The following is a 23,628-nucleotide window of genomic DNA, read 5'->3' as shown; positions in this document are numbered from 1 at the left end:
GATGGCACAATCTGTCCAGACACACAGCGATCCCGACCTCCGGCCGGCCGGCCTGCGGGGCGTCGCTGCCGATTTCGGTTCGGATCAGCGCGCCTTCAAAACCGCCTCCTGGGGCAAGGCGATGATGTGGATCTTTCTCCTCAGCGACACCTTCATCTTCGGATGCTTCCTGCTGTCCTATATGACCGCCCGCATGTCCACACCGGTTGCATGGCCCAATCCGAGCGAGGTCTTCGCACTCCATATCGCTGGAGAAAACGTTCCGCTGATCCTGATCGCTATCATGACCTTCGTGCTGATCTCAAGCAGCGGCACCATGGCGATGGCGGTCAATTTCGGCTATCGCCGCGAACGCGGCCGGACGGCCGCGCTGATGCTCTTGACCGCACTTCTCGGCGGCGCTTTCGTCGGCATGCAGGCTTTTGAATGGACCAAGCTGATCTCTGAGGGCGCGCGCCCCTGGGGAAATCCGTGGGGTGCCGCGCAATTCGGTTCGTCCTTCTTCATGATTACCGGCTTTCACGGCACCCATGTCACGATCGGAGTCATCTTCCTCATCATCGTCGCCCGCAAGGTCTGGCGGGGCGATTTGGACACGGAACGGCGCGGCTTTTTCACCAGTCGGAAGGGCAACTACGAGGCGGTCGAGATCATGGGCCTCTATTGGCACTTCGTCGATCTGGTCTGGGTCTTCATCTTTGCATTCTTCTATCTGTGGTGAGGAGCACCGTCATGGGCGAAACAACGGCACATGCACAAGCGCAAAGCGGACAGCATCACTCAATCCGGCTCTATCTTGTCGTCTGGGGCCTGCTTTTCGTACTCAGCGCCTTTTCCTACCTGGTCGATTATCTCCAGATCCAGGGCTATCTGCGATGGTCGCTGATCCTTCTGTTCATGATGTTGAAGGCGGGATTGATCGTTGCCGTCTTCATGCACCTGGCCTGGGAACGGCTGGCGCTCGTCTACGTCATCCTGCTGCCACCGCTGCTGGTGCTGGTTTTCGTCGCGCTGATGGTATCGGAATCGAACTATACCATCTTCACCCGGCTTGCATTCTTCGGCGCTGCATCGTAGCTCCATGGTCTGGAGACGGCGCGCAACACCGAGAAATCCAGCGGATCGACCATCAGCCCGCGCCGCCGTGTGCACGGCTCATCTCACCGCCAACACTCATCAAGCAGACAACGGGACAGCGGCGCGGCAAAACGGGAAGTTATGCCAAGCGTCGAACACTGGTCGCATAAAGGGCTTAACAGTCGGGCGGAGGACTCACGTACTGTTTCGACAACGACAACGAGAACGAGAACGAATGATGCAGGGATTTCGATCGGTCGGCAGTCTGCAACTTCGTCTCGATCTTTTCGGGAGTTCGAATTTACGTCGCCGCACCGCATCAAAAGCGCTGAGCTCACCACCCATATCCACCGGCTCTGCGCTGTGGCGCAGTGGAAAGCGGCGCCCCAACTGCTGTCTGACCTCACCTCCAGCCATTCAATCTCGCCTCCCGTCAACAACGTGACAACGCCGCAAGGAGATATTCGCCACGTAACTGCTCCAAAGCCGAGGTGGGCGACACACAGGCCGCAGGCGATATTTTCCACAGCGCTTTGCGTTGGCAGTTTTTTGAAAACAAGAGCGTCAATGAGGCGGCGCGCTTTGCTTGCGCCTCGGCATCGTTGAAACGCACAAAGTTTGGCGGGCGGCTTGGCTGTCCGACGCGACAGGAAGTAGATTTTTTCTCGCGAATACGTGACACGCGCCAGCCACACGCCACCCAGCGCGCTCTGACGGCGTTGCAGAAACCACAGCGGAAAATGCGGCGAGGTGCAATTTCGCCGCTTTCCCTAAACCATCACACGGCCAGATAGGCCCGTCTCTCACCACCCTGCGGGGGAACTGAGACGAACTCGGGCCTGTCACCGACTGTTCTGGCATCAGTGTATCAATGAAAATCTCGGCTCTTCACTTTCAATGTATCGATACCGGCATGGAAAGCAGCTTCCAACTCGTTCGCTCGCGACCGCGCGGCGTTGCCCAGCCACGTAGCTGAGCGAGCGGTAGGGACGCCCAGCTGGCTGAGACGTGAGTAAATCCATGCGGACAAGCATATCTAGTGTGCAGTTTATATTCACACACAATCCGCACCAGCCGTCACTTTCGCATAACGACCGATAATGTTGCATTATGAAATGTAATTGTCATTATAAAGAAATGACGCAAATCATCGATGAAACCACCGGAAATCATGCCCGGGAAACGTCTGCTCCACCAGAGAGCATCGGGGCCGACGCTGATATTTCCACGCCACAGCCGCTGGTCCACTTCGCCCGGCTCCCCTCCCCCATTTCTGACCCCGATCCTCGCCTGCCGGCCCACCTCGAGCAGCTGACAGATCGGGCGCGTGGCTATGTCGAAACGGCGAACTCTGCCAACACCCGCAAGGCCTATGCATCCGATTGGACGCATTTCTCCGCCTGGTGCCGTCGCTCCAGGCTTTCGCCCCTTCCCCCGAATCCGCAGACCATCGGGCTCTACATCACAGCCTGTGCATCCGGCACGATCGAGCGTGGAGCAAGGGCCAATTCTGTATCGACGATCGAGCGCCGCCTGTCATCGCTCTCCTGGAGCTATGCCCAGCGCGGCATGCCGCTGGACCGCAAGGACCGCCATGTTGCCACGGTGATGGCCGGTATCCGCAGCTCCCATGCCCGCCCGCCGGTGCAGAAGGAAGCCGTATTGGCCGCCGACATTATCGCCATGCTGGAGACCTTGGATCGTGGCAGTCTGCGTGGCATGCGTGACCGCGCCATGCTGTTGATCGGCTATGCTGGCGGTCTTCGCCGCTCTGAAATTGTTGGGCTGGACATTAAGGCAGATCAGACAGAGGACGGCCGTGGCTGGATCGAGATATTGGACAAAGGCATTCTGGTGACCTTACGCGGCAAGACGGGATGGCGGAAGGTCGACGTCGGGCGCGGCTCCTCGGATTCCACCTGCCCGGTCGTTGCGATCGAAACCTGGATCAAGTTCGCCAAGCTTGTGCATGGTCCCCTCTTCCGTCGTGTCACGGGACAGGGAAAGTCCGTCGGTGCGGAACGGTTGAACGACAAGGAAGTGGCGCGCCTTGTTAAGCGTACCGCAATGGCCGCCGGTGTTCGCGGTGACTTGAACGAAGTCGACCGTGTCTTGAAATTCTCCGGGCATTCGCTAAGAGCTCGCCTGGCTTCCTCAGCAGAAGTCGATGAGCAATACGCTCAGAAGTAGCTCGGCCATGCCTCTGCGGAAAATGACCCGGCGCTATCAGCGGCGCTGGGTCATTTTCGGGCCAATCGGACCAAGGCTGCAGGGCTTTAGCGGGAATTCCGATCTTTGGGCGGGGTCACCATCCAATATACGCATCGATATCTCCGCGGGTTCCGTCAATGCGCGGAGGCTGTTTCTGCAGGTCATGGGTTTCGGCCATCTTGATGGGACCGATACCCGCCAGCTTCTCCATCACGGCGATTTCCACCGTAACGATGGCACCGTCGGCCAATCGTTGTGCCCGATGCGATACCTCATGTTGTACATGTACAACTGACCTTTGAACGTTGATAGCGTCGATCGATATGCGACACTGCCATGTTTTGCTTCCGCACCGTCTCCCATATCGACTTCTTTTCGATGCCTGATAGTCTTCTTCCAGGTCAAATACGCTAACCAATCTCTGGAGCACGCCTCTTCCGCCTCATCCCGGGAAACGCTTGTTAGGCAAGTTTTAACACTCAGTGCTCCTCAACCTCGGATGACGACAGAAGCCCGGGATGGCGAGTCGCGGCGTTGACCCTTGGCGAGACCGCCGCGAAATCCGCGCCCAATCCCTACTCAATTGCCAAAACGGTGTTGGGTTTTCTGGCACTATTTTTCATCGAACGCGACCGTCCATCCACAAAGTCGGTGACGTAGACGCCGACAGTCGTCGCGTGCGGGCGTAGGGGAGAACTGTGTCCAATCCGCCCCGTAGGCACGGCGGTCATCCGGGAAAACAACGGTCTGGGCAGGATCGCTCGTCAGTAAAGTATCGTAGTTTTCTTCAAGACGAGGGCCGCTACCGGTTCTCCCAGCGAAGTGACGAGCTGGGGTCCTTCTGTCGGTGCCTTTGAAGGACCTTCGAGTACGGTTCTTTGCATCTTTTAACTGCCATTTCATATTCTCCCCAATTCAAGCTGTTTAGCTGTGACAGCTACCGGAGGTTTCTCAGGATTGGGCAGTCAAAATACGTCTAAAGAAAGGAGCAGTTTAGTGCATTAATGTTGCAAAAAGCGCACCCCTTGCCGTCAGCAAATAACGACCGATAATCCCTTGAAACGTGAGCGATGTCCGTTTTCTATGCGAAACAGCAGATCCACTCTTCAGGTCGCAGAATAATAGCGCATACTATCCTGCTTTCTGGCTCTCTGTCCCTGTCAAACGCAAAAGAGACATCAGCATGGGCCCTAGGGCGAATTCGCCCTTCAGTGTTCGTTGAGTTAGATTTCGGAGATAGCCTCCGGCTGAGTTGATGTGACCTCCCCTCTCCAGAATGCACGCCATTACAATGGCGGTGTTCTCAGGCCCCATGACCGCCACCGCTTCCTCGTAAGCTGAAGGACTGACACCCAGCATGGATCGCACAACAATTGCCGCCGACATCATATCGCGCCAATTGCTGATTTGCCCACCGGGGCCGTAATTCGACACGTCCGGGCAAGCTTTGAGAACCAGTCCAAGCGGGAAAGTTTTTAGATTTCTTACGGCAAGGGAATGAGTGTCGGATTGTTTGGCTGAGATGCTCTGGCCGCTTCGGGTAGGGGGTACGGCTGTTTCAAACAGCTGTGGTGTTCTTGATTGGAATACTCCGTCGGAGTTTGGATGCTGTGTCTGCTCCAGGGCTAGTTCAGATTCAGAGATAGATTCAGAGTCTGAATTCTGTATGTGCCGCTCATTTTGAACGGGATTGCCGCCTACTTGTTGCGTTTTAAGCTGCGTTTCCAATTGGTTGATGACGTTACCCTGAATGGTGGTGATCTTTTCAAGCAAGGTCTCCAGTTCTTCTATGGATGGTTTGCGCGAAACGCCATCGATCAAGAGGCGGAAACCGGCATGGATGCCGGACCAGTCGCCACAGATCCGGCCGGAGAGCGCGGCATCGATCAGTTTGGTTATATCGCGGCGGCAGATGCTGATACGTTCCCGTAGTCTGAGGATGTAAAGCCTCTCTGCAACCACTTTTGTGGCGAGATGTTCAATTTCATCGGCACGGGCGAGCAGGGGAGAAAGTGAGAAACCGAAAGCTTCACTTACCTCCCCCTGCCGTCCCCGATGGGCGTAACGTTTGCCGTTTGGGCTATCTTTACGGGCTATAAGTCCCGCCTCCACGAGTGCGGAGAGGTGGCGTCGGATCGTTTGCTCTGCCATCCCGTGTGAGCGCAGGCAAAGCTGTGTGTTGGATGGAAATACGACGAGGTTGCTTTCGTTGCTGAGCTCATTTTTGGGATAGAAGCTGAGCAGGGCATTCATGACCGCGAGTGCGCGGTCGGTAATGCCCAATAGCGGCCTCGCTTCACACAGAGCACGGTAGATCTTCCACTTGTCGACGGACTTGGCAGTGTTACCCTCACGGCTCAGAATCTGAGTTGCGAGCATGCCAAACGTCATCGTACGGCGCCCGAAGGGCGTCGTCACATGTCCGTTTTTCATTTTTCCTTCACCTTCTCCTAGGCAAAAGAAATCCACTCGCCGAATTGACGCCTAATCTCTTGACAGTGATTCCCGGAAATGCGATTCTCTAGCTGCGAAACATGAAAAGGGCTTCCGTGACGGCAACGTTTCGGGGGCTTTTTTCTTTTGCGGTATTCTCCTGACTGATAAATTTGAACTCAGCTCTTTGAGCGATGCTCTTCGAACAGAGACTGAAGCCGATCGAGCACGAATGCCGCAAACTCCGGCGCTTGCGTTCGATCGATGACAATTTCGACGCGCGCGTCGCTTTGCGTAACCTTTGCAAGGCGTTCACCGTGGGGTGTCGACCAGACGTCTGCCTGGGCCTTGTTTGGTCGCGGCTTAAGATGAGCAAGCAGCGCCTTGAAACGCTCTTCTGACGTGAGATCTTTGATTTCCGCACTATCGAGGTGGGTGAGGGCACGCTCAACGGACTTGGTGTCCGATAAGATATCGGCAAGTTCCATCCAGTTGCGCCGACCAACGGATGGTGCTGGGCCAATTGCATCGATCAAGCTGCTAGGTATGCGGGATACGACCGACAGCATATTGGAAAGGTCGCTCTTGTAGAGAGACATTGCAGCCATGATTGTCTCGCGGGGGAAACGCCGCTGAAGACGCTCGGCAAAGCGTGCTTTCTCGATATAAGTGAGATCCTGGCGCTCATTGTTTTCTTGGCCCTGCGCCACGACGAGCTGCTCATCGGTGAGGTCGCGGACGACTGCACTGACCGGCAAGCCAAGCTCGTTGAGCGCGCGCAAACGGCGATGACCGAATGCGACCTGAAAACGCCCCGACTTTTCCGGGTGCGGTCGCACCAGAATCGGAACCTGCTGACCCTGCTCGCGAATAGAAGCCACCAACCGTTCATGCGCCTCTGTGGCCCCAGGCATACGGTCCTGAATGAACGATGGATCAATCACGGCCGTGTCCAGGGAGATGACAGTTAAACCTTCGGCCAGACGCTTCTCGATATCCTCTGCCCTGCGGTTCCGTTCACTGATCTCACTCAACGACTGGCCAATTGCGCCAACCGGAGTACGTGAGGTGTCCAGTATCAACTCTGGCGAACCAAGTATCGGCCGCAAACGGTTCTTTGGAGCACGCACGCCTGCATGGCTGTCGGCCTCGGAAGCTGCCTGCGGGTTAAGACTGGCGAAGACGTCCTTACGGCTCATGCTGCCCTACCCCATGCTTTCTTGATCAATGTTTCGATTTCGGCATTGACGTTGTTGATCGATTCAAGTGCCCGGTCGTAGGTTGAGCGCGTGAATTGATTGCGCTCGACTTCAAAAAGCGTTTGATTGGTCAGGCCGGCATCCGAAATCGCAGTGCTTTTCAACTGTGGATGTATGAGGACATTGTCCCCGAATATCGACCGCAGGAAAGCGACCATCTGGTTCTGTGGCCCGTCGCTGGGCTCAAAGCGGGTGACCAGGTATCGCATCCAGTTGTAGTCGGAACGGGCGCCGGCGGCCGCGATCTCTTCAAGTAGGTCTCCGGTCATTGCGAGAAACTGATTCATTGACATCACATCGAGCATTTGCGGATGGACGGTGACAAGAACAGAAGTCGCGGCGGTCAGCGCCGACAATGTCAGATAACCGAGTTGCGGCGGGCAATCGATGATCACAACGTCATAAAGATTCTGCGCCTGCGCGATCGCTTGGCCGATGCGTGCAAAAAACAAAGTGTCGCCAGCTTGGCGCTTCATCAACGCGCGCGGGGTGTCGTGCTCGAACTCCATAAGCTCCAAATTGCCGGGTATCAGGTGGAGATCAGGGATATAGGTCGCCCTTACGATCTCAGCGATCGGCCTTTGCTGTTCGTCATAGCGGATTGCGCCATAGAGTGTTTCATTCTGGCCGACGTCAATTTCCGGCTGGTGACCAAAAAGCGCTGACAGACTGGCCTGCGGATCAAGATCAATGGCAAGGACACGATACCCGCGCAAGGCAAGATGCTGGGCCAGATGGGCCGACGTTGTCGTTTTTCCAGAACCGCCTTTGAAATTCATAACCGCGATGACCTGCAGCTCTTCATCGTCTCGCCGGTGCGGAAGATAACGCCGGCCTCCACGCGAGCCTTGATCGAGGTGCTTCCGGATTTCGCTGATGTCATCGACGCCGTAGCTGCGCCGCCCGCCATGTTGACTTGCGGACAAAGAGGGCATTTCGGCGGCTACCTGACGGAGATATCCCTCGCCAATTCCGATGAGCTTTGATGTCTCTGCTGGAGTGAACGTGCGAATGGTCTTTTCAGCATGTAAGGGATAGATACTGGCGTGGTGGGCCTGAAGCTGCGCTGACAACGCAGAGGAATGCCGCTGAATCAGGCCTTTGAGGTCCGACACGTTGGGCGCTATGATCTTCTCAGCGGTTTGAGTCATGTTGTCTTGCCACTTTTTCCAACTGCGGTTTTAAGCGAAGAATTCGGCTTTTACCGCAGTTACCATGTAAGCTCCGATTCTCGCGTTAGGGCAAGAGCTTTTTAATTGGCGAAAGTTGCCAGACAAATGCCGCACCATCCAGTTAGCCGCGGCTAACTGGATGGTGCGGCTCCGGCAACGATACCTCTCGTCACGATATCCTGAGCGCGGTTAGCCGCGGCTAACCGCGCACAAAAACTGAAGCAGATCGTGCTTGCATACCGGGAAGGGCACGAGCATGCTGCCAGCTCAAATGTGACCCTCACCCGTATTGAGCCGGCGACACACCCATTTAGAATGTCAATCATCAGACTTGCAATGCGGAGCACCAGTTCATCGCGAGAAGTGCCCTTGCGGCCACCGTGATAGCTGCTAACCGATGATGTCAATTTGGCCAGCATAACAGTGATCGCGGTGCGTCCTGGAGTTTGATCTGATCCGTTCGCCAAAGGTTCCTTAACTACCGCTCTGGCCAATTCGATGGCACGAACATCCGGGTGCCGAGATTGCGGGTAGTGCAAAGGTCGTCTGTGAATTTTTCCTGCGGCTCAAAATGCCTTCCGCGGTAGGCTGTATTGATGCCCATATTCCGGGATGAATGGGCTCGATTGCCCTTGCGGCTCGACAAAGACATGCTCGTAGCTGAGGGCAGATAGGCGACGACAAATGGACTGCCATTCTGATGATGTCCTAGCGGCAGGAAGCGATACAAGATATTCCCCTTAAGCTCGGATTGTGGAAGATCATTCAGAAAGAAAGAACGCCAATGATTGGCGGTAGCACGCGTTCGTTTGACGGGCGAGGGATGCAGCGATGGGATGACTGAAATTGCTGGGTCTCAACCAGGCGGTTAGTCCGGTGGGGGTATGCGTACGATATGGTTCCGACCGCAAGCAGATTGTCCAGTTCGAAGGGGTCTCCGTAATCGATATCGTTACCGGGCATAAGAAACGCGGCCCAACTCTTTCTAGATTCTCTTGGACGGCGGCGTGTGGTGAGGATAGCCCTTAAAGTTTCCATCTAGGTCCAGATCAGATGCACCTCCCGTGTGATCCGATGGCGATCGGGTCAGCGTCAGCCTTATCGGAAGTCTCCTGGAGGCCGAGGAAAGCCTATGCACTGGAGTGCGCGTCAAGGTAAGAAGGCTCCTCGAATGTCCTATTGAGGAAGGTTGGCCCTATTGTGGGGTGGTGTTTCCTGGTAGAAGGCCCGGCGTGGCGCCTTACGATTGTCTCTGTATCCATCAATGACGGAAAGAGCGCGCGAAATTTTTGGGGTAGGGGAAGCTGGTACACCTGACTCCAAACAAACGGAATGTCCGAATAAGCGTCGTTAAAGAGGGTCGCCGGTGTTGGATTCACCGCCTCATGTGTTCCGGGAGCTTTCAAAGCCGCACCGCGTGGCGTTCGACGATAAGATGCCCGTGGTAGGGAGCTGCGTTATTTCATGAGACGCGCGCCAGCCGACCATTTCCGAGCGGTGTTGTTTTCCATTTCCAAAGACAGGCGAAATCTGCCGGTTCCACAGCGCACTGTTGTCCAGATGCACCTCAAAATGACAAAAAATACCACCCCTCTTTATTGAGGCAGAAGACGTTGTGTTCGCCCCCAATGGATTCGGCTGGACATTTATATCCGGAGATCCGCTATTGAACAAAGGCGCCGTAATTTTTCCAAACGATGAATGAGGTTGCGCCTCTGCGACGCGCAATAGTGTAGACAACTCGCCCATGCGCGATAATATCTAACTGCTTACAGGCTGTCTGGTGATAAATTTCCGATGCGATACCTACCATCCCGCCGGATGCCTGGATGGGTAGGAAATCCAACATTATTGGACGTTATCTGGCGGGGACAGATGGTGCGGTTATTGCCGATTGAACTGGCGCTAAGCGCACGTTCAGCAGCGCGGCAAACCTTCGGCCAACCCCTCATTCTGGAGGACGGTTTCAAGCGGTAGAAGTTCCGGGCCGGGCTTTTGGCGATGTCATTGCCCGTTTTGGCCTTGGCAATTCGTGGACTGACCGGTCGCGCTGCGCATCCCGTCCACACCCCGATAAACACGCACGATGACTGCCATACCCTGGTGTGCAATTGCCTGAGGTCTCCAGAGTATTCAACAGGCTCCTTCAGGCGCAGTTGGTGCCTGAAGGTCGGGTTTCCCTGATGATCCCGCGCGGGATCATATGACTGGGGGCATGGTCGCAGACCTCTACGCAACCGACGGACGCGGATGCGAGAGTGGCCACGCCCAAATGCTTCAGATGAATACTGGAAATGGTTTCTGCTTGCAAAGCATCACATCGCGTCCTCGGTCGCTGTTGAAGACCAGCCCTTCCGCGCTGACTTGCACCGAATAGAGCCAGGGCAGTATCCAAGGTGCAATGCGCAAACTGTCATGCAGATCCCGGTCCGCAGGCCAGAAACAAGTCGCCATCACACGGTTCCAGCTCCAAAGACGCAGCGCCAAAGGGTTAAGAAACCCGCATCATCCAATGTTCGCCAGCCTCGCCAACGGTCGCGAAAAGACCGGTCTCATCGCTCTCATAGGGGCCGGTTAGATCAACAGTGTTAGCCACTGGTCTGTCGATCCTACGACAGCGCGCAAGGCGGCCGAACTTCTCCATCGTGATCGCACGGTCTGCCGCAATCGAGAAACTGAACGATGGAAGTGCCCCTCGTGCCCGAAAACCCGGGGCGATTTCCTCAAGTGCCGCAACACCCATGCTACCAGCCATAGCCGGGACGCCCGCCTCCTCCAGGCGGAACAGGAGACCAGCTTCTTCCGAGGGCCACAATCCATATCCGTCTTGAATTGCAGCAAGCCCTTCGGAGGAAATCAATCCCCCCGGCTCGCCGAGCACGACGTCGAGCATGTCTCAAGCGACACATTCCAGAAGGATGGCCACGGGGATGACCGCGATCACAAGCCTGTCTATGGCGATTGTCGTGCTGGCTCTATTGGATGGAGCGCGGCATTTAGACTGGTCCGATCGCCATCGATACGCCCTGGCATGCGGAGCAGTGCTTGTCTATGCTGGTGGGGGTTTGTGATCGAGGCCGATCTTTATGGGATGGCGGCGGTGCCTGAGCGTGTATTCGCAGTGGCGCTTCTGGTTCGAACCGGAATTGGGTTGAACGATCCAAAAGATAAGCATTATAATGTGCAGGCTTGAGAGAGCACTCTGGACAATCGTGTCTTCCACTTCCTTGTCTTACGCGTCCAGAGTGCGGGTTCCTAAAGGGGCCAGTCGACTTTCAACACGTGTCGCGAAACGCCATGGGCGAACAGCAACGTTTGAGTACCGCTGCCTGTAATGATTACCTTGTTGCGTTGGATGACCGACATCGAGGGGACCCTTCTTTTGCCCCGAAAGATAGAGGGTTTGGCCGCGTTGCGTGACGTGAGGCTTTGATATTCGTAGATATGCGCATTGGTCAAGCAAGCTTGCCTGTCTGCGCAGAGCATTCGAGCCTACCGCAAGACCAGATTCATACCGAGCGTCTTGTTCGGCCGCAGCGTGACCTTCATGACCGGCTTGGGCGGTTGCGGTTCGATGGCGGCAAGCCGAACTTTTTGAAGCAGCACGGCAAGAATGGCGACCGCCTCCATCACCGCGAAAGCACTACCGATACAGACCCGCGGTCCGGCGCCAAAAGGCATATAGGCGTAGCGATGTCGTGCCTTGGCAGCCTCCGAGCTGAACCGGCCCGGGTCGAACACCTCCGGATCCTGCCAGAGCGATGCATGGTGATGGACCGCATAGATCGGGACGATCAGCACGGTTCCCGCCGGGATCAGGTATTCGCCCAGTTGGAAATCCTTGAGAGCGGTTCTGGTGATGATAGGGGCGGGCGGATAGACGCGCATAGCCTCGGAAAATACCTGGCGTGTGTAGACGAGCTTTGGAACGTCAACGGCGGTTATCGGCCGGCCCTCCGTGATCGCGTCGATTTCGGCCAGGACCTGGCTCTCGACTTCTGGATGTCTAGCAAGCAGATCGAAGGTCCATATGAGGCCGAGCGCTGTCGTCTCGTGACCGGCGGTGATGAAGGTCATGAGGTTGTCGACGATTTCCGCATCAGTCATCGTCCTCCCGCTTTCAGGGTCTGAGGCCGACAAAAGCATGTTCACAAGGTCGCGGCGATCATCCGGGCTTTTCCGCCGCGCCTCGATGACGCTCAGGAGGCTGGAACGCAGAAATGCGACAGCTGCTTTCGCCTTGCCGCGACCGGGATAGGGTATCCACTCGGGCGCGTGCACAAGGCCCAGCGCGAACGTCCAGCCGGTCGGCCTGAGAAAATCGGAAATGCCTGTCTCGACCTTCCCCACCTCGATACCGTGGCCGCCGGACATCATCGTTTCGACGATAATGTCGAATGTGGTGCGCATCATCTCGTGGCCGATATCGATGGTCCCCTGACCATTCTCAAGCCACCGGTTGCGCGTGCGCTCGGCGGCTTCAATCATCGTCGGCTGCAGCTCGACAAGCTTGTCGTGCCGAAAGGCGCCTGCGACCGACTGCCGCTGCCACTTCCAATGCGCGCCGTCCGCTGTCAGCAGACCCTCACCGAGAGCCGGTCCAAGAGCCCGTCGAACCTGGTCGCCTTTTCCAAGCGAATCTGCGTTTTTCACCAGCGCCTCGTGGATCAGGACGGGGTCTGCAAGATAGACCTTTACCTCCCCGGCGGTCTTCGAGAAGACGAGCGGTTCTTTGAAGATCGAAGGGGGCAGAGCGTCAAGCGGATTGCGAACGATTGCCACGAGCGCGCCAAGCGTCGATTGTGGCGTCAGGGGGAAGCTTGTCTTCAGCTCCGTGTCATTCTCAATCGCGGTAGGCATGCCTCGAATCCTTGATTGCGTCTCGACGATAAAGTACCCGTTAAGGTAACCGCCTTAATTCAAATAAGGTGTGTACCTTAGGTTTGCAAGGGGTAACATGGCCGGGGGCGACAGTGGAGGGAAAATGCAACGTGTAAGTACGCGTGATCGGGTCCTACAAGCCACTCTGGCCCTGTTCAACGACAGGGGACCGGACCGGGTCACGACCGCGGAAATTGCGCGCACCGTCGGGATCAATGAGGGCAACCTCTATTACTACTTCAAAACGAAAGAAGCGCTTTTAGAGGCTCTGTTCAGGAAACTGGAGGGAGACGCATCTGCGTTCATGATGCACGCGAGTTCGAATTCGGCCACGGAGCCCGGCATTTACTCGAAATTCATGCGGCGCTGGTTTTCGATTGTCTGGACCCACCGGTACATTTTCCGGGATCTGCCCGGCGTAATCGCACTTGCGCCGTCGCTGCGCGAGCCAACGCGTACGCTGAGCATGGGTATGCGCGTCGTCGTGGAAGGCATGCTCCATCAAATGACGGCCGCTGAGTTGATAGACGTCCCAGTCGACGACGCCCCCCATCTGCTTGCCAATGTCTGGATCGTATCGACCTACTGGGCCGTTTACCTGAGCTTGCAAGAAGGAATTGACGATCTAACACCGGAGCATCTCGACTGGGGACTAAACCAGGTCGCGAGCCTCTTTAAACCATACCTTTCGGAGGTGGGGAAAATCGAGCTTCAGGCCATGCTCGATGGTTCTTTCACGCAGGAAGATGTGCCTTGATGTTCGATTACAAGGGATACTCGACTGCTATTGCAATAGATTTCTCCGAACTTCTATATTAAGCACAACCTCTGTCCATGGAGATTTTGATGCCGTTCAGCGATCCCAGCCATCCCCTCTGGAAGCCGGAAAACCTTCGTCGGGCCATCCACGCAGCAGGTGTTGCGCTGTGGTCATGGAACGTCACCGACGACCGTTTTGCAATGGACGAGCAAGCATTCAAGCTTTGGGGTTTGGTTAAAAGCGGGGAGGTCAAATTCGAGGATCTTTCCGCCCATATCCATCCAGCCGATCGTGATCGCGTGCGCGCGGCATTTACGGCAACGCGGGGGATCGTAGGTTCATACGAGATCGATTTCCGAATTATCATTGGTGATGAGATACGCTGGATCTCGGCGCGAGGCATAGGCGATGACACCGCCTTGCACGAGGGCCAGATGTTTGGTGTATTTTTGGATGTAACAGGCCGAAAACAGGCCGAAGAAGGCAACGAGTTGCTCGCTGGCGAAATGAGCCATCGGGTCAAGAACCTCCTGGCCATCGCCATGGGTCTCACCAACATCACCGCGCAATCGACGACAACTGCAAAGGAGATGGCCAAGGAGCTGACGGCTCGACTGGCGGCCCTTGGAAGGGCACATGACCTCGTGAGGCCGATTCCCGGTGCGCAAGGACATGCGACCCTGTTGGGTGACCTACTGTCCGTGCTGCTGGCGCCCTACGAGGATCTAGGCGCTTTCAAAGGGCGTATCCGTGTCGCGGTACCGCGCATGGGCGTAGGGGAGGGAGCGGCGACTGCGTTGGCGCTCGTATTCCATGAACTGGCGACAAACTCCATGAAGTATGGCGCCCTTTCCATCGATACCGGAATTCTCGACCTTTCCGGATCGACAGAGGGCGACGAGGTGACCCTTACCTGGACCGAGCGTGGTGGGCCGGCGGTCGAATCCCCCGATGGTGCCGAGGGGTATGGTAGCAAGTTGCTCAACCGGAGTGTATCCGGCCAGCTCGGAGGGACGATCACCTATGACTGGTCGGAAAAAGGTGTCGTCGTCGTTTTGCAGTTAAGCGGAGACAAGCTCGCTAAGTGACTGGCCGATATACCATGTTTTGGATTCCAGATTTCATGGCGGCAGGTTAGCCTCGCAGGTGGCCACGACCCGTCACATACATTGCCCGATCTTGTCGTCGGCAATTGGCGCCCCTATCTCATCTTCACCCTGGTGATGGAGCGACGAAATGGCGGAATCTGTGGCCGATTTTTTTTGTTCGACACGGCGGTTGAATCATCCCTCCAGGCTGCCGGCGTGTGAGCAGATGGATGGACGACGACGGCTGCGGGATCTGCGATGAATGCCTCATTGCCTGAGGTATTTACGCTTGATCGTCCATGTACTTGCGATGCAGCCGCCGTACTGGGGGAGGATGGATCGAAAGATCCCATTTTGCCGACGCCTGTGCCTCACTGTGGATTGACGGCGAATTGGTGCATATCGAAGACCTCTTCCTCCACGACGCCACCCGCGATATTCGCACCCCCACCCACAAACTGACCATCGCCCGCGACGTCCCGAATAACCGCCAGCGCATGTCTGCGCAACCGCCCGGCTGGGCGCTCAGGCCCCATAGTCTCCGCGGCCTCCGCGGGCACGGCTTCGCCGCCGGCGTGTCTGCATCATCGCACAGTGACGAAGGCATCGTGGTGATCGACGCCGGCGAACTGAATGTCAGCGCGAACGGAGAGGGAGAGGAGAAGACCGCGATGATGGCGGCGCTGGACGCGGAATTTGTCGCCATAGATGCTGCATTAGGGTCGCTCAGAGGCTGTGATCGATAACGCAATCGTCGATCTGAGCAGCACCTAGGCCGCCTCAAGATCAGCTGAACTGCTTTACAAGCCTGTTGCCTCAAGTTGCGGCCACGCTTCGCGCCGCACTCGCAGTCAATACCCTCTGCGCTTTACGATTGGTCGTGCTCGGGTCGAGGAGTGGATCATCACGCCGCGGCTTTTCTTGGCCGCGCCCAAGTGTTGACGATGGATATTTTTCGATGCCGCCCGCACTGCCCTTCTCAGTCGGCCCGTCTCTCAACTCGGCCTTGCACTTCAGCCCCGGTTCTCGCATGTTAGCAGTGAAGAGGGAGTAGCCGAACCCGTGCATATAAATGCCAACGTCTTCCCCCGCGTGAAAATACAGCATGCGTTCTTCACGCTATTACTGCTCACCATTCTCTCTACCGCAGGCCTCGTCCATTTGATTTGGTATCGGACTGCTAGCCAGAATGTCGAAAAAGTAGTAGCGATGCTCGACGCCCAAAGTAACGCAACGGTCCGCAATGAGCTTGTCTCCAGTCTCACCGCTGTTTCGAGCACGGCGGGAATCGCGAGATCAGTTTTTGCACTGAGTACGTTCCGGCCTGGCGACGCTACGAACCGCGATTCACTATTGTTGTCGCTGATGAAGGGGCAACCGGCGATCGCATGGATGGGCATTGCGTCTCCCGATGGCCGTTTCTACGGGGCCCATTTAATTCCCGAAGGAAAAATTGAAATCGTGGAAATCGGCGGCGTGCCTTCAGGTAATACCCGTCCGCTCCGCCGCAAAATCTACAATTCGATGAGCGACAAACTCATAGTTGAAAACCGCCCTGAGATTGCAAGCAACTATATCGCCGAACGCTCTCAATGGTACAGGCTTGGCGAAAGTAACGAACAGTTATCTTGGAGCGTCGTCAACACGCTCCCGCTGGGGTTTGAGCCAGCTATCGTCGTCTCAGGCAAGGTCCGCTTGGAGGAACATGTCACTGGCGTGGTCATGGTCGCTGTCAGTCTACAACGGCTTTCAACCACGCTCAGAGCACTTATGATCCCGAAGGACAGCAAAATCTTCCTGCTCACCCGAAGCAGCATGGTGCTGGCGACTTCTGGGGCTTTGGACGGTGTGATGATTGGCCATCTCAACGATTTCCCCACGTCGGATTCTTTGGCCGCGTCAGTTTTATCAGCGCAAACGCAAGAAAAGAATGACAGCTTTCGCACTCTGATCGGCAGTAAGGACCTCGGGCCGGTCTTCGTCTCTTCTAGCAAACTCCCGTTTGAAGACTGGCGGCTGGTCGCCGCCATCCCGCGTGCAACCCTAGCTGGGGACAACGACGCCAACAGCCAGCGTGTGATTTTTGTGGTCCTCGGCGTTGCCATATTTGCGGCAGTCTTGGCGCTTGGGTTCGCCAAGATTTTGTTTGCCCGGCCCCTATCGCGTCTTGCAGAGCAGTTGTATCTGATCGGGAGATTCGAACTCGAAGCAGTGCGGTATCGCCCGACTATATTGGCAGAGCTTGATGATTTTTCGCTCGTGTTGAAGCGGATGTCGAACGGTCTTTCCGCTTTCGCACGATACCTTCCGCTCGACGTCGTGCGTCCTCTTGTCGATGGCAACATAGAGCCCAAGCCCGGGGGGGAGCTGAGGGAAATAACAGTCCTGTTCGCCGACCTGCCGGGTTTCACGGAACTGACAGAGGAACTTGGTGCTGGGGTTGAGCCAAGTCTCACCGGCTTTTTGACGTTGTCCACCGCAGCCATCCACGCCGAGGGCGGGACGGTGGACAAGTTTATCGGCGATGCGGTTATGGCGATCTGGAATGCACCGGGTGATGAGCCAGATCACGCACTGCGCGCATGTCGCGCCGCGGCTGCCATCAGCGCCTCTATGCATGCTCTGCCTCCGATGTCGCCTAAACATGACGCAGTCCGTGTGCGGATCGGCATCAACACCGGTATGGCCTTGGTCGGCAATATCGGCTCAGCAGAACGGCTGAGCTACACAGCAATCGGCGATGTGGTCAATCTCGCGAGCCGGCTCGTTGGCGTAGCCAAGAGCAGCGGGTTGGAGATTGTGCTGACGGATGCGACGCTGGTGAAAACTCGTGGCCTTCTTACTGTGAAGGCGTTGGGGCCGATCATCATACGCGGGAAGCTTGAGCCCGTTAGCGTCTACACGATTGAAAGTCATCTCAAAGCCATACCGATTAGTCATCCACAATAGTGTCGACACTCGGCGGTGATTGAGCCAAATCGTAGGGCTCAGCTGTAATGCAAGGTTTAGGGCTTCGTGGCCTCGGCGCGCTGTCGCCGATACTGGACCGTCGGAAGCCCGCCCCAACCCCAGTTATCGAGCTCAACTTCTTCGATGACTACGTAGGTCGATTCAAGTGGCTTGTTCAGCACGTCGAGCAGCACCTGACTGACGCCCGCGATGATGGCCGCTTTTTCCTCGGCGGATACCGAAACGCGACCAGGTGCAGTTCCTTCGCGGGTGACCTGTACGGTGACGATAGGCATTGCAGTCTCCTTTTTCGAGCTCTTGATGTGTTTGTTTCGGCACCTGACCGAACTACCATCAGGTGCTCACCAGCGTCCGGCGCTCTGGCCGCCATCGACATGCAGGATCTCGCCGGTGACGAAGCTTGCCGTCTCGAGATAGAGGACGGCCTCGACGATATCGCGGATTTCGCCCATTCGCCCGACGGGGTGCAGCCCTGCGAGTGCCGCGTGCGTTTCCGGCGGGTTCATCGGCGACTTGATGATCCCCGGCGACACGGCGTTGACGCGAACGCCGCTCTTGGCGAACTCGATGGCAAGCTCTTTGGTCACGGCGTTTAGACCACCCTTAGTCAGGGAGGCAAGCGCTGCAGGGACACCGGCAATTGGCTGATCAACCAGGCTTGTGGTGATCGTGACGATATGGCCGGAGCCCTGTTTCAGCATTTCGCCGGCGACGCGCTGGGTGATGTGGAAGAAGCCGGCGACGTTGACGCCCATGTTTCTGTCGTAGTCTTCCTGGGTGAACTCGACGAACGGCTTGGCAACGAAAACTCCGGCATTGTTCACCAGCGTGTCAATGCGGCCGAAGCGCTCTAGCGCTTCACGGACAACGCGCTCGGCAGTCTCGGGCTTGCTGATATCGCCGGCTACGGCGAGAATATCAGCATCGGAATCGGGCTCAACGGATCGGGAGGTGGCGATGACGCGGTAGTTCCGGTCGCGATAAGCGCGCACCAGGGCTGCGCCGATGCCTTGCGAGGCGCCCGTGACAATAGCGATTTTCTGTTCAGTGCTCATGATCTGATCCTTTCATGACGGTTGAGTGCATCGTCCGTTCGACGCGCATTTGTTCGTGGCGAAGCGCTGCAAAGACCTCGAGATTCCGCGTGAGATGACTTGCGCTCAAGCAAAGTCATCGATTGGCGGCGCTTAAGTCCGCATGGTCTTGAACGCGGCTCTAATCTCTTCGCTAAACAGTTCGGGTTCCTCCCAAGCTGCAAAGTGACCGCCCTTGGAAACCTGATTGTAGTAGACGAGTTGAGGGTAGGCCTTGGAGAGCCATTTCTTCGGCGGCTTGTACACTTCGCCGGGAAAGACGGTGACGCCGACCGGAACTTTGATGGGTGTCAATTTTGCTCCGGAAGCGGTGTTCTCCCAGTAGATCCGTCCGCTCGAAGGGCCGGTATTCGTCAGCCAGTACAGTGTAATATTATCGAGGATAGCTTCCGCGCTCAGAGCCGTTTCCGGATCCCCACGGGTAAACACCCAGTCGGCTATCTTGTCGTACAGCCATGCCGCCAGGCCCACAGGTGAGTCCGCGAGGCCGTAACCTATCGTCTCGGGACGGGTATTCATGATGGCCGCGTAGCCGAAGCCGTTGTTCACGAAATCTCGAACCTCTCCGAAAACCATCTTTTCTTCCGGGGAGAGACTGTCTGGTGCTGGTGCGCCGTTCATGAGCGCCTGTGCTGCTGCAATGGGAAACGTTGTCGCGCGTTCGACCCGGTTGACGTGGATGCCCAAGAGACCATCGGGTGCTTGACGGCCAAGGGCATCACTGATGATCGCGCCCCAATCGCCGCCCTGGGAGACATAACTGTTATAACCGAGACGCTTCATCAACGTGTCCCATGCCGTAGCGATGCGTTGTGGATTCCAGCCCGTGCTGGTCGGTTTCTGCGAATAACCGAATCCAGGGATCGACGGCAGCACCAGATGGAACGCATCTCCTGCCTGGCCGCCATGAGATGTCGGATCGGTGAGTGGTCCTATGACGTTCAGCAATTCGAAGACCGAACCTGGCCAGCCATGCGTCATGATGAGCGGCAGTGCGTTTTCATGCCTTGAACGTACGTGGATGAAATGGATGTCCAGGCCATCAATGTTGGTCAAGAACTGGGGAACCGCGTTGAGCTTCTCTTCGGCCTTTCGCCAGTCGTAGGATGACTGCCAATAATTGACCAGTTCCCTCAGTTTGGCCGACTGCACGCCCTGAGACCTGTCGGGCACCGTTTCGTCATCCGGCCAACGGGTCGCGACAAGACGCTGCCGTAAATCGATCAGTGCGGTCTCGGGAATTTCGGCCCGGAACGGCCGGATCTCGCCGCCTGCGGCGGATGCTGCGTCGACCGCGTCAGCGGCGATCGCCAGCGTGGGGATGGCCGTGGACAGTCCGATTGCAGCACTGCCGACTATCAGAGATCGTCGGGAAATCTGCATTGCTTGATTTGATTTCTGTCCTGTCATGGCTGAAATCCTTCTCAGTTGGGGTCTATTTGACCGGCTGGACGAGCGCGACGCCCTTGCTGACGATGTAGGTGGCCAGTTCCGATGCCTTGCTGTCACCGATGTTCCTGGCGGAATGCGGCGTTCCAGCAGGAATGAAGAGCGACTGGCCAGCTTTAAGCGTGACGGGCTTTTGCCCCTCGAGCTCGTACTCGAGCGTACCCTCGAGTACGTACGCGACTTCTTCTCCGGGATGCCTGTGGCTGACCGCGAAAACGCCTGGATCGAAGTCGACCCTGACCTGGACAACTTCCTTTCCGGGGACGCTGATATCGCTTTTGACGAGATCGGTTCGCTGAACCTGCAGTTGCTGGGCCTGGACTGTGGAAAACGGCATGATGGACAGCGCAATGGCTGAGATGATGACCATGTGAGTGTTCATTTGCTCTACCTTTTAAGGGTTCAGATGTTGTCGATAGGGCGGCGATGGTGGGTGTCAGGCAAGCTCCGTTTCAGAGCGGGAGGGGCTGGCCGGCCTGTTCCGCCACGATGTATGCGGCGTACCAGTCTGGCCAGTTTGCATCATGTTGATCACCGTTCCGCTTTTCGTGTTCGCCGTGTGCGGAGGCGGCGCGTCGAAGCGCGGCCGCAAACTCGATCGATGACGTGAACATCGTTGTGTCCGTGTCTACGCGTCCTGGCAGCCTGGTGGTGACCTCCTGCAGGAGCCAAGTATTGCCATCCGGGTCGCTGAATGTGGCGAACGAGCCGTAGCTGCGCCGCTGCGGATCCCGGCCGCTGATCGCAGGCTTTCCCGGACCGGCGCGGTGAAACACGTCGCTTACCGCGACGCCGCGGGCGATAAGCTCGGCCCGTGTCGCCTCGATGTCCGAGACGATAAGGAAAAGGCCCTGAGCTGAGCCTGGCTCTGCTGATGTAGCGTCCGTTCCAAAGTGCACGGAACTGGGTGAGCCGGGAGGAGTGACCTGCACGACCCTGAACGCATCTCCGACGGTAAAGTCGGCATCCAGTCTCCAGCCAAGGCCTGTGTAGAAAGTCTTGGCGCGTTCCACATCCGAAACCGGGATGGTGGCAACCTCAAGCTTCATGTCGAGAGGTAGCGCGATCGCGGTCCGGATTGCCGTATCGGATTTTTTGTCGCCCTGACGGGATTCTTCTAACTGTGGCATTGTCGTTTCCTTTCTGATGTTGGGTTGGCTGCTGTGGATCGGCACACTAAGCGGTGCAGGGGTGCGGTAGCGAGCCGATGGGTTGCTAAGGGAAAGGCTCGGTATCAGTCTTTGCCGTGCCGCTTCGTATGCGTCCCAATCGGCCCGATCCGGGAGTGAGGGAATCGTGACCTGTTCGCCCTGGTCCAGGCCGGCAAGTGCTGCATCAACGAGGTCATCCGATTGCATGACCATCTTGCCGGGCAGGTTGTCCAAGGAGCCACCGGCCGCGGCCCAGAAATTGGTCGCGGTGGCTCCGGGGAGCACGGTTTGGATACGGATATTCCTGTCGGAAAGCTCCTTGTGAAGGGATTGGCTGAACGCCAGTACAAAGGATTTGGTGCCGCCATAGACGCCGTTCAAAATCTCCGGCGCGATGGCGACGGCCGAGGAAATGTTGATGATCGTGCCACGTCCGCTGGCCACGAAAGCAGGAACAACAGCGTATGTGAGCCGTGTGAGTGCGATGATGTTCAAGGCGATCATCGCCTCCATCTCATCGACGTTTGATTCAAGCAGCGATACCAGGGCGCCGACGCCAGCGTTGTTGACGAGCATGGTGATGGCGGGATTGGTGGCCAACAGCGTCTCGATTCGTTTGAGATCTGTCTTGTTGTTGAGGTCGGCCGCAGCGGTCTGCACGTTACGACCCGTTGCGCTGACCAGGCGATGGGCCACATCGTCCAACGTGTTTTGGTTGCGTGCCACGAGGATGAGGTCGTAGCCGCGATGCGCCAGGCGATTGGCATAGATCGCTCCAATACCGGCCGAGGCGCCGGTGATCACGGCGATACCGTTTTTGGCGGTTGTCATTGGGGCTTCCCCTGTTTGATGTGCGCGGTTCGATTTGTCCGAGGATACGAGAGTTAGTCCTGGGTGAGGGTCTCGGTGTAATGACCAAGTTTGCGTTCGATCTCGCCGTTGGTTTGCAGACCCAGTTTCATAAGTTGGGTGATTTTGGCTTGCGCCTCAGGACGTTGAACGGATGTTATGAATGCATCCCATCCAGCGGCGATCTCCGGATCACTGGGAAGGCTTGCGAAATCGACCAGCCGCTTCGTGTCGGCAATTGCTTTGCCGTCAAAGTTCGAGATGCGCAGAGCGAGCGCATTCACGAACCCGTCAAGCTGATCGTCCGGCAGCGAGCGATTGACGTAGCCATATCTCTCGGCCAAATCGCCGTCGATGTCGTCGGCGCCGAGCAGTATTTCCAGTGCCCGCCCGCGGCCCATCAATCTTGGAAGCCTTGCCATCGGTCCGCCACCCGGCACGAGCGCCGCGCCGACTTCCCATTGAGACAGGATGGCCTTTTCGCGGCTTGCGAAACGCATATCGGTCGCTAACGCAAGTTCGCTCCCGACGCCGGTCGCTCTTCCACGGATCAAACTGATCGATACGACCGGCGCGCGCGACAAGCGAACGAGCATGTCGGGCAGAGGATGAAGACCGGTCGGCCCGGATGGCAGGCCTGTGGAATCTGACAACGGAGGAACAAAATCATAGTGAGTGAGGAAGAACCCAGGAACCGCACTGTCGAATACAACGACCTTGAGGTTAGGATCATTTTCGATCGCCGTGATCACGGTGTTAAGCTGCGGGATGGTTTCCGGGCCGAAGATGTTGAATGGCGGATTGTTGAATGTTACGCGCCAGTAGGAAGGCGTGCGCCGCTCCACAAGTACCTGATTTGCGGATGACGTTGCACTTTGGGGCAAAGTTGCTGTCACTTGGGTTGTCACGACTTGAGCGGGCGCGCCGGCCGCCGGGGCCGCACTGGCAATCATGATTGCGACGGCAAGAATTCCTGCCGAGACAGCACTGGGTCTGCTTGCCCCAATGAAGTTTCGCTGCGTCGGAACACTCTTCTCTGGCGCTGCGGCACCAAGCGGCGACTTCTCCAATCGGCCGTGCGGCAGAGGTGAAAGCGATACTGATGACATGTCGTCCTCCTGTATTGAATCGCCAACTCTCAGGCGGTTCCGTGGGAATTTTTGGTGGCCGGCGGCCGTTTTCCTAATGAACGGATGGTAGGCGCAGTCCAATTGGGGCGCCACTTAAGCTCTGT

General features: G+C 56.9%; 19 protein-coding genes and 3 pseudogenes. 10 read left to right on the top strand and 12 right to left on the bottom strand.

Annotated elements, in window-relative coordinates; translation table 11 throughout:
- Position 1 precedes the first annotated feature (1 nt).
- The 6 genes and pseudogenes from ACP7E0_RS25230 to ACP7E0_RS25205 all read left to right on the top strand — a co-directional run bounded on the left by ACP7E0_RS25230 (position 2) and on the right by ACP7E0_RS25205 (position 3,583).
- Positions 2–721: a heme-copper oxidase subunit III family protein gene (locus ACP7E0_RS25230; protein ID WP_426128867.1), complete on the top strand. Its 720-nt coding sequence runs from the start codon at positions 2–4 to the stop codon at positions 719–721.
- A gap of 11 nt (positions 722–732) precedes the next feature.
- The gene (locus ACP7E0_RS25225; protein WP_426128865.1) at positions 733–1,077 is read left to right on the top strand and encodes a cytochrome C oxidase subunit IV family protein; all 345 of its coding nucleotides are present in this window, start codon (positions 733–735) and stop codon (positions 1,075–1,077) included.
- A gap of 117 nt (positions 1,078–1,194) precedes the next feature.
- A pseudogene (locus tag ACP7E0_RS25220) lies at positions 1,195–1,458 on the top strand (IS6 family transposase); the annotation flags it as partial.
- Positions 1,459–1,568: 110 nt separating this feature from the next.
- Complete coding sequence (locus ACP7E0_RS25215) at positions 1,569–1,871, top strand: PfkB family carbohydrate kinase (protein ID WP_426128863.1); 303 nt, start codon at positions 1,569–1,571, stop codon at positions 1,869–1,871.
- 343 nt (positions 1,872–2,214) lie between these two features.
- Positions 2,215–3,357, top strand: a pseudogene (locus ACP7E0_RS25210) (site-specific integrase).
- On the top strand, positions 3,245–3,583 hold the full coding sequence (locus tag ACP7E0_RS25205) for a hypothetical protein (RefSeq protein ID WP_426128916.1): 339 nt from the start codon (positions 3,245–3,247) through the stop codon (positions 3,581–3,583). The pseudogene ACP7E0_RS25210 and the gene ACP7E0_RS25205 overlap by 113 nt, the downstream one beginning before the upstream one ends.
- A gap of 836 nt (positions 3,584–4,419) precedes the next feature.
- Here the strand turns inward: ACP7E0_RS25205 and repC are convergent.
- The 5 genes from repC to ACP7E0_RS25180 form a co-directional block, all read right to left on the bottom strand.
- Positions 4,420–5,721, bottom strand: coding sequence for a plasmid replication protein RepC (repC, locus tag ACP7E0_RS25200; protein WP_426128861.1), 1,302 nt, complete (start codon positions 5,719–5,721; stop codon positions 4,420–4,422).
- Positions 5,722–5,900: 179 nt separating this feature from the next.
- Positions 5,901–6,920, bottom strand: a complete 1,020-nt coding sequence (repB, locus tag ACP7E0_RS25195) for a plasmid partitioning protein RepB (protein WP_426128859.1) — start codon at positions 6,918–6,920, stop codon at positions 5,901–5,903.
- Complete coding sequence (repA, locus tag ACP7E0_RS25190) at positions 6,917–8,131, bottom strand: plasmid partitioning protein RepA (RefSeq protein ID WP_426128857.1); 1,215 nt, start codon at positions 8,129–8,131, stop codon at positions 6,917–6,919. The genes repB and repA overlap by 4 nt, the downstream gene beginning before the upstream one ends.
- Positions 8,132–10,643: 2,512 nt before the next feature.
- Positions 10,644–11,045, bottom strand: a complete 402-nt coding sequence (locus ACP7E0_RS25185) for a hypothetical protein (RefSeq protein ID WP_426128855.1) — start codon at positions 11,043–11,045, stop codon at positions 10,644–10,646.
- Between the two features lie 599 nt (positions 11,046–11,644).
- Positions 11,645–13,012: a cytochrome P450 gene (locus ACP7E0_RS25180; RefSeq protein ID WP_426128853.1), complete on the bottom strand. Its 1,368-nt coding sequence runs from the start codon at positions 13,010–13,012 to the stop codon at positions 11,645–11,647.
- A 124-nt stretch (positions 13,013–13,136) separates the two neighbouring features.
- Between ACP7E0_RS25180 and ACP7E0_RS25175 the strand changes: the two genes are divergently transcribed.
- The 4 genes from ACP7E0_RS25175 (at position 13,137) to ACP7E0_RS25160 (ending at position 17,830) form a co-directional block, all read left to right on the top strand.
- Positions 13,137–13,790 carry a TetR/AcrR family transcriptional regulator gene (locus ACP7E0_RS25175; RefSeq protein WP_426128851.1) on the top strand — a complete coding sequence of 218 codons (654 nt, stop codon included), beginning with the start codon at positions 13,137–13,139 and terminating at the stop codon, positions 13,788–13,790.
- Positions 13,791–13,879: 89 nt separating this feature from the next.
- Positions 13,880–14,881 carry a sensor histidine kinase gene (locus tag ACP7E0_RS25170; RefSeq protein WP_426128849.1) on the top strand — a complete coding sequence of 334 codons (1,002 nt, stop codon included), beginning with the start codon at positions 13,880–13,882 and terminating at the stop codon, positions 14,879–14,881.
- 392 nt (positions 14,882–15,273) lie between these two features.
- Positions 15,274–15,627 (top strand): hypothetical protein, encoded by a 354-nt coding sequence (locus ACP7E0_RS25165; RefSeq protein ID WP_426128847.1) that lies wholly within the window; start codon positions 15,274–15,276, stop codon positions 15,625–15,627.
- 316 nt (positions 15,628–15,943) lie between these two features.
- A complete protein-coding gene (locus ACP7E0_RS25160; protein WP_426128845.1) occupies positions 15,944–17,830 on the top strand; it encodes an adenylate/guanylate cyclase domain-containing protein in 1,887 nt (628 codons plus the stop codon).
- Positions 17,831–17,886: 56 nt separating this feature from the next.
- Here the strand turns inward: ACP7E0_RS25160 and ACP7E0_RS25155 are convergent, their stop codons facing one another.
- From ACP7E0_RS25155 to ACP7E0_RS25125, 7 genes and pseudogenes are all read right to left on the bottom strand, one after another.
- Positions 17,887–18,126, bottom strand: a complete 240-nt coding sequence (locus ACP7E0_RS25155) for a tautomerase family protein (RefSeq protein ID WP_426128843.1) — start codon at positions 18,124–18,126, stop codon at positions 17,887–17,889.
- 66 nt (positions 18,127–18,192) lie between these two features.
- Positions 18,193–18,906, bottom strand: a complete 714-nt coding sequence (locus ACP7E0_RS25150) for an SDR family NAD(P)-dependent oxidoreductase (RefSeq protein ID WP_426128841.1) — start codon at positions 18,904–18,906, stop codon at positions 18,193–18,195.
- 132 nt (positions 18,907–19,038) lie between these two features.
- Positions 19,039–20,355: an epoxide hydrolase family protein gene (locus ACP7E0_RS25145; protein WP_426128839.1), complete on the bottom strand. Its 1,317-nt coding sequence runs from the start codon at positions 20,353–20,355 to the stop codon at positions 19,039–19,041.
- Between the two features lie 25 nt (positions 20,356–20,380).
- Positions 20,381–20,764 (bottom strand): cupin domain-containing protein, encoded by a 384-nt coding sequence (locus ACP7E0_RS25140; RefSeq protein ID WP_426128912.1) that lies wholly within the window; start codon positions 20,762–20,764, stop codon positions 20,381–20,383.
- An 82-nt stretch (positions 20,765–20,846) separates the two neighbouring features.
- Positions 20,847–21,443: a VOC family protein gene (locus tag ACP7E0_RS25135; protein WP_426128910.1), complete on the bottom strand. Its 597-nt coding sequence runs from the start codon at positions 21,441–21,443 to the stop codon at positions 20,847–20,849.
- Positions 21,444–21,578: 135 nt separating this feature from the next.
- Positions 21,579–22,376 (bottom strand): annotated as a pseudogene (locus tag ACP7E0_RS25130) (SDR family NAD(P)-dependent oxidoreductase); the annotation flags it as partial.
- A gap of 53 nt (positions 22,377–22,429) precedes the next feature.
- Entirely contained in the window at positions 22,430–23,464 is a 1,035-nt protein-coding gene (locus ACP7E0_RS25125) for an enoyl-CoA hydratase/isomerase family protein (protein ID WP_426128837.1), read from the bottom strand.
- Positions 23,465–23,628 lie beyond the last annotated feature (164 nt).

It is taken from the genome of Pararhizobium sp. PWRC1-1 (assembly GCF_049897905.1).
Taxonomy (GTDB): domain Bacteria; phylum Pseudomonadota; class Alphaproteobacteria; order Rhizobiales; family Rhizobiaceae; genus Pararhizobium.
The sequence above is the reverse complement of the archived record's forward strand: the minus strand, read 5'-3'. Positions and strand labels throughout refer to the sequence as shown.

Excerpts from the sequence above, each read along its gene's own strand:
- ACP7E0_RS25230 (WP_426128867.1), top strand. The coding sequence starts at position 2 with ATGGCACAATCTGTCCAGACACACAGCGATCCCGACCTCCGGCCGGCC.
- ACP7E0_RS25225 (WP_426128865.1), top strand. The coding sequence starts at position 733 with ATGGGCGAAACAACGGCACATGCACAAGCGCAAAGCGGACAGCATCAC.
- ACP7E0_RS25205 (WP_426128916.1), top strand. The coding sequence starts at position 3,245 with ATGAGCAATACGCTCAGAAGTAGCTCGGCCATGCCTCTGCGGAAAATG.
- repC (WP_426128861.1), bottom strand. The coding sequence starts at position 5,721 with ATGAAAAACGGACATGTGACGACGCCCTTCGGGCGCCGTACGATGACG.
- repB (WP_426128859.1), bottom strand. The coding sequence starts at position 6,920 with ATGAGCCGTAAGGACGTCTTCGCCAGTCTTAACCCGCAGGCAGCTTCC.
- repA (WP_426128857.1), bottom strand. The coding sequence starts at position 8,131 with ATGACTCAAACCGCTGAGAAGATCATAGCGCCCAACGTGTCGGACCTC.
- ACP7E0_RS25185 (WP_426128855.1), bottom strand. The coding sequence starts at position 11,045 with ATGCTCGACGTCGTGCTCGGCGAGCCGGGGGGATTGATTTCCTCCGAA.
- ACP7E0_RS25180 (WP_426128853.1), bottom strand. The coding sequence starts at position 13,012 with ATGCCTACCGCGATTGAGAATGACACGGAGCTGAAGACAAGCTTCCCC.
- ACP7E0_RS25175 (WP_426128851.1), top strand. The coding sequence starts at position 13,137 with ATGCAACGTGTAAGTACGCGTGATCGGGTCCTACAAGCCACTCTGGCC.
- ACP7E0_RS25170 (WP_426128849.1), top strand. The coding sequence starts at position 13,880 with ATGCCGTTCAGCGATCCCAGCCATCCCCTCTGGAAGCCGGAAAACCTT.
- ACP7E0_RS25155 (WP_426128843.1), bottom strand. The coding sequence starts at position 18,126 with ATGCCTATCGTCACCGTACAGGTCACCCGCGAAGGAACTGCACCTGGT.
- ACP7E0_RS25150 (WP_426128841.1), bottom strand. The coding sequence starts at position 18,906 with ATGAGCACTGAACAGAAAATCGCTATTGTCACGGGCGCCTCGCAAGGC.
- ACP7E0_RS25145 (WP_426128839.1), bottom strand. The coding sequence starts at position 20,355 with ATGACAGGACAGAAATCAAATCAAGCAATGCAGATTTCCCGACGATCT.
- ACP7E0_RS25140 (WP_426128912.1), bottom strand. The coding sequence starts at position 20,764 with ATGGTCATCATCTCAGCCATTGCGCTGTCCATCATGCCGTTTTCCACA.
- ACP7E0_RS25135 (WP_426128910.1), bottom strand. The coding sequence starts at position 21,443 with ATGAAGCTTGAGGTTGCCACCATCCCGGTTTCGGATGTGGAACGCGCC.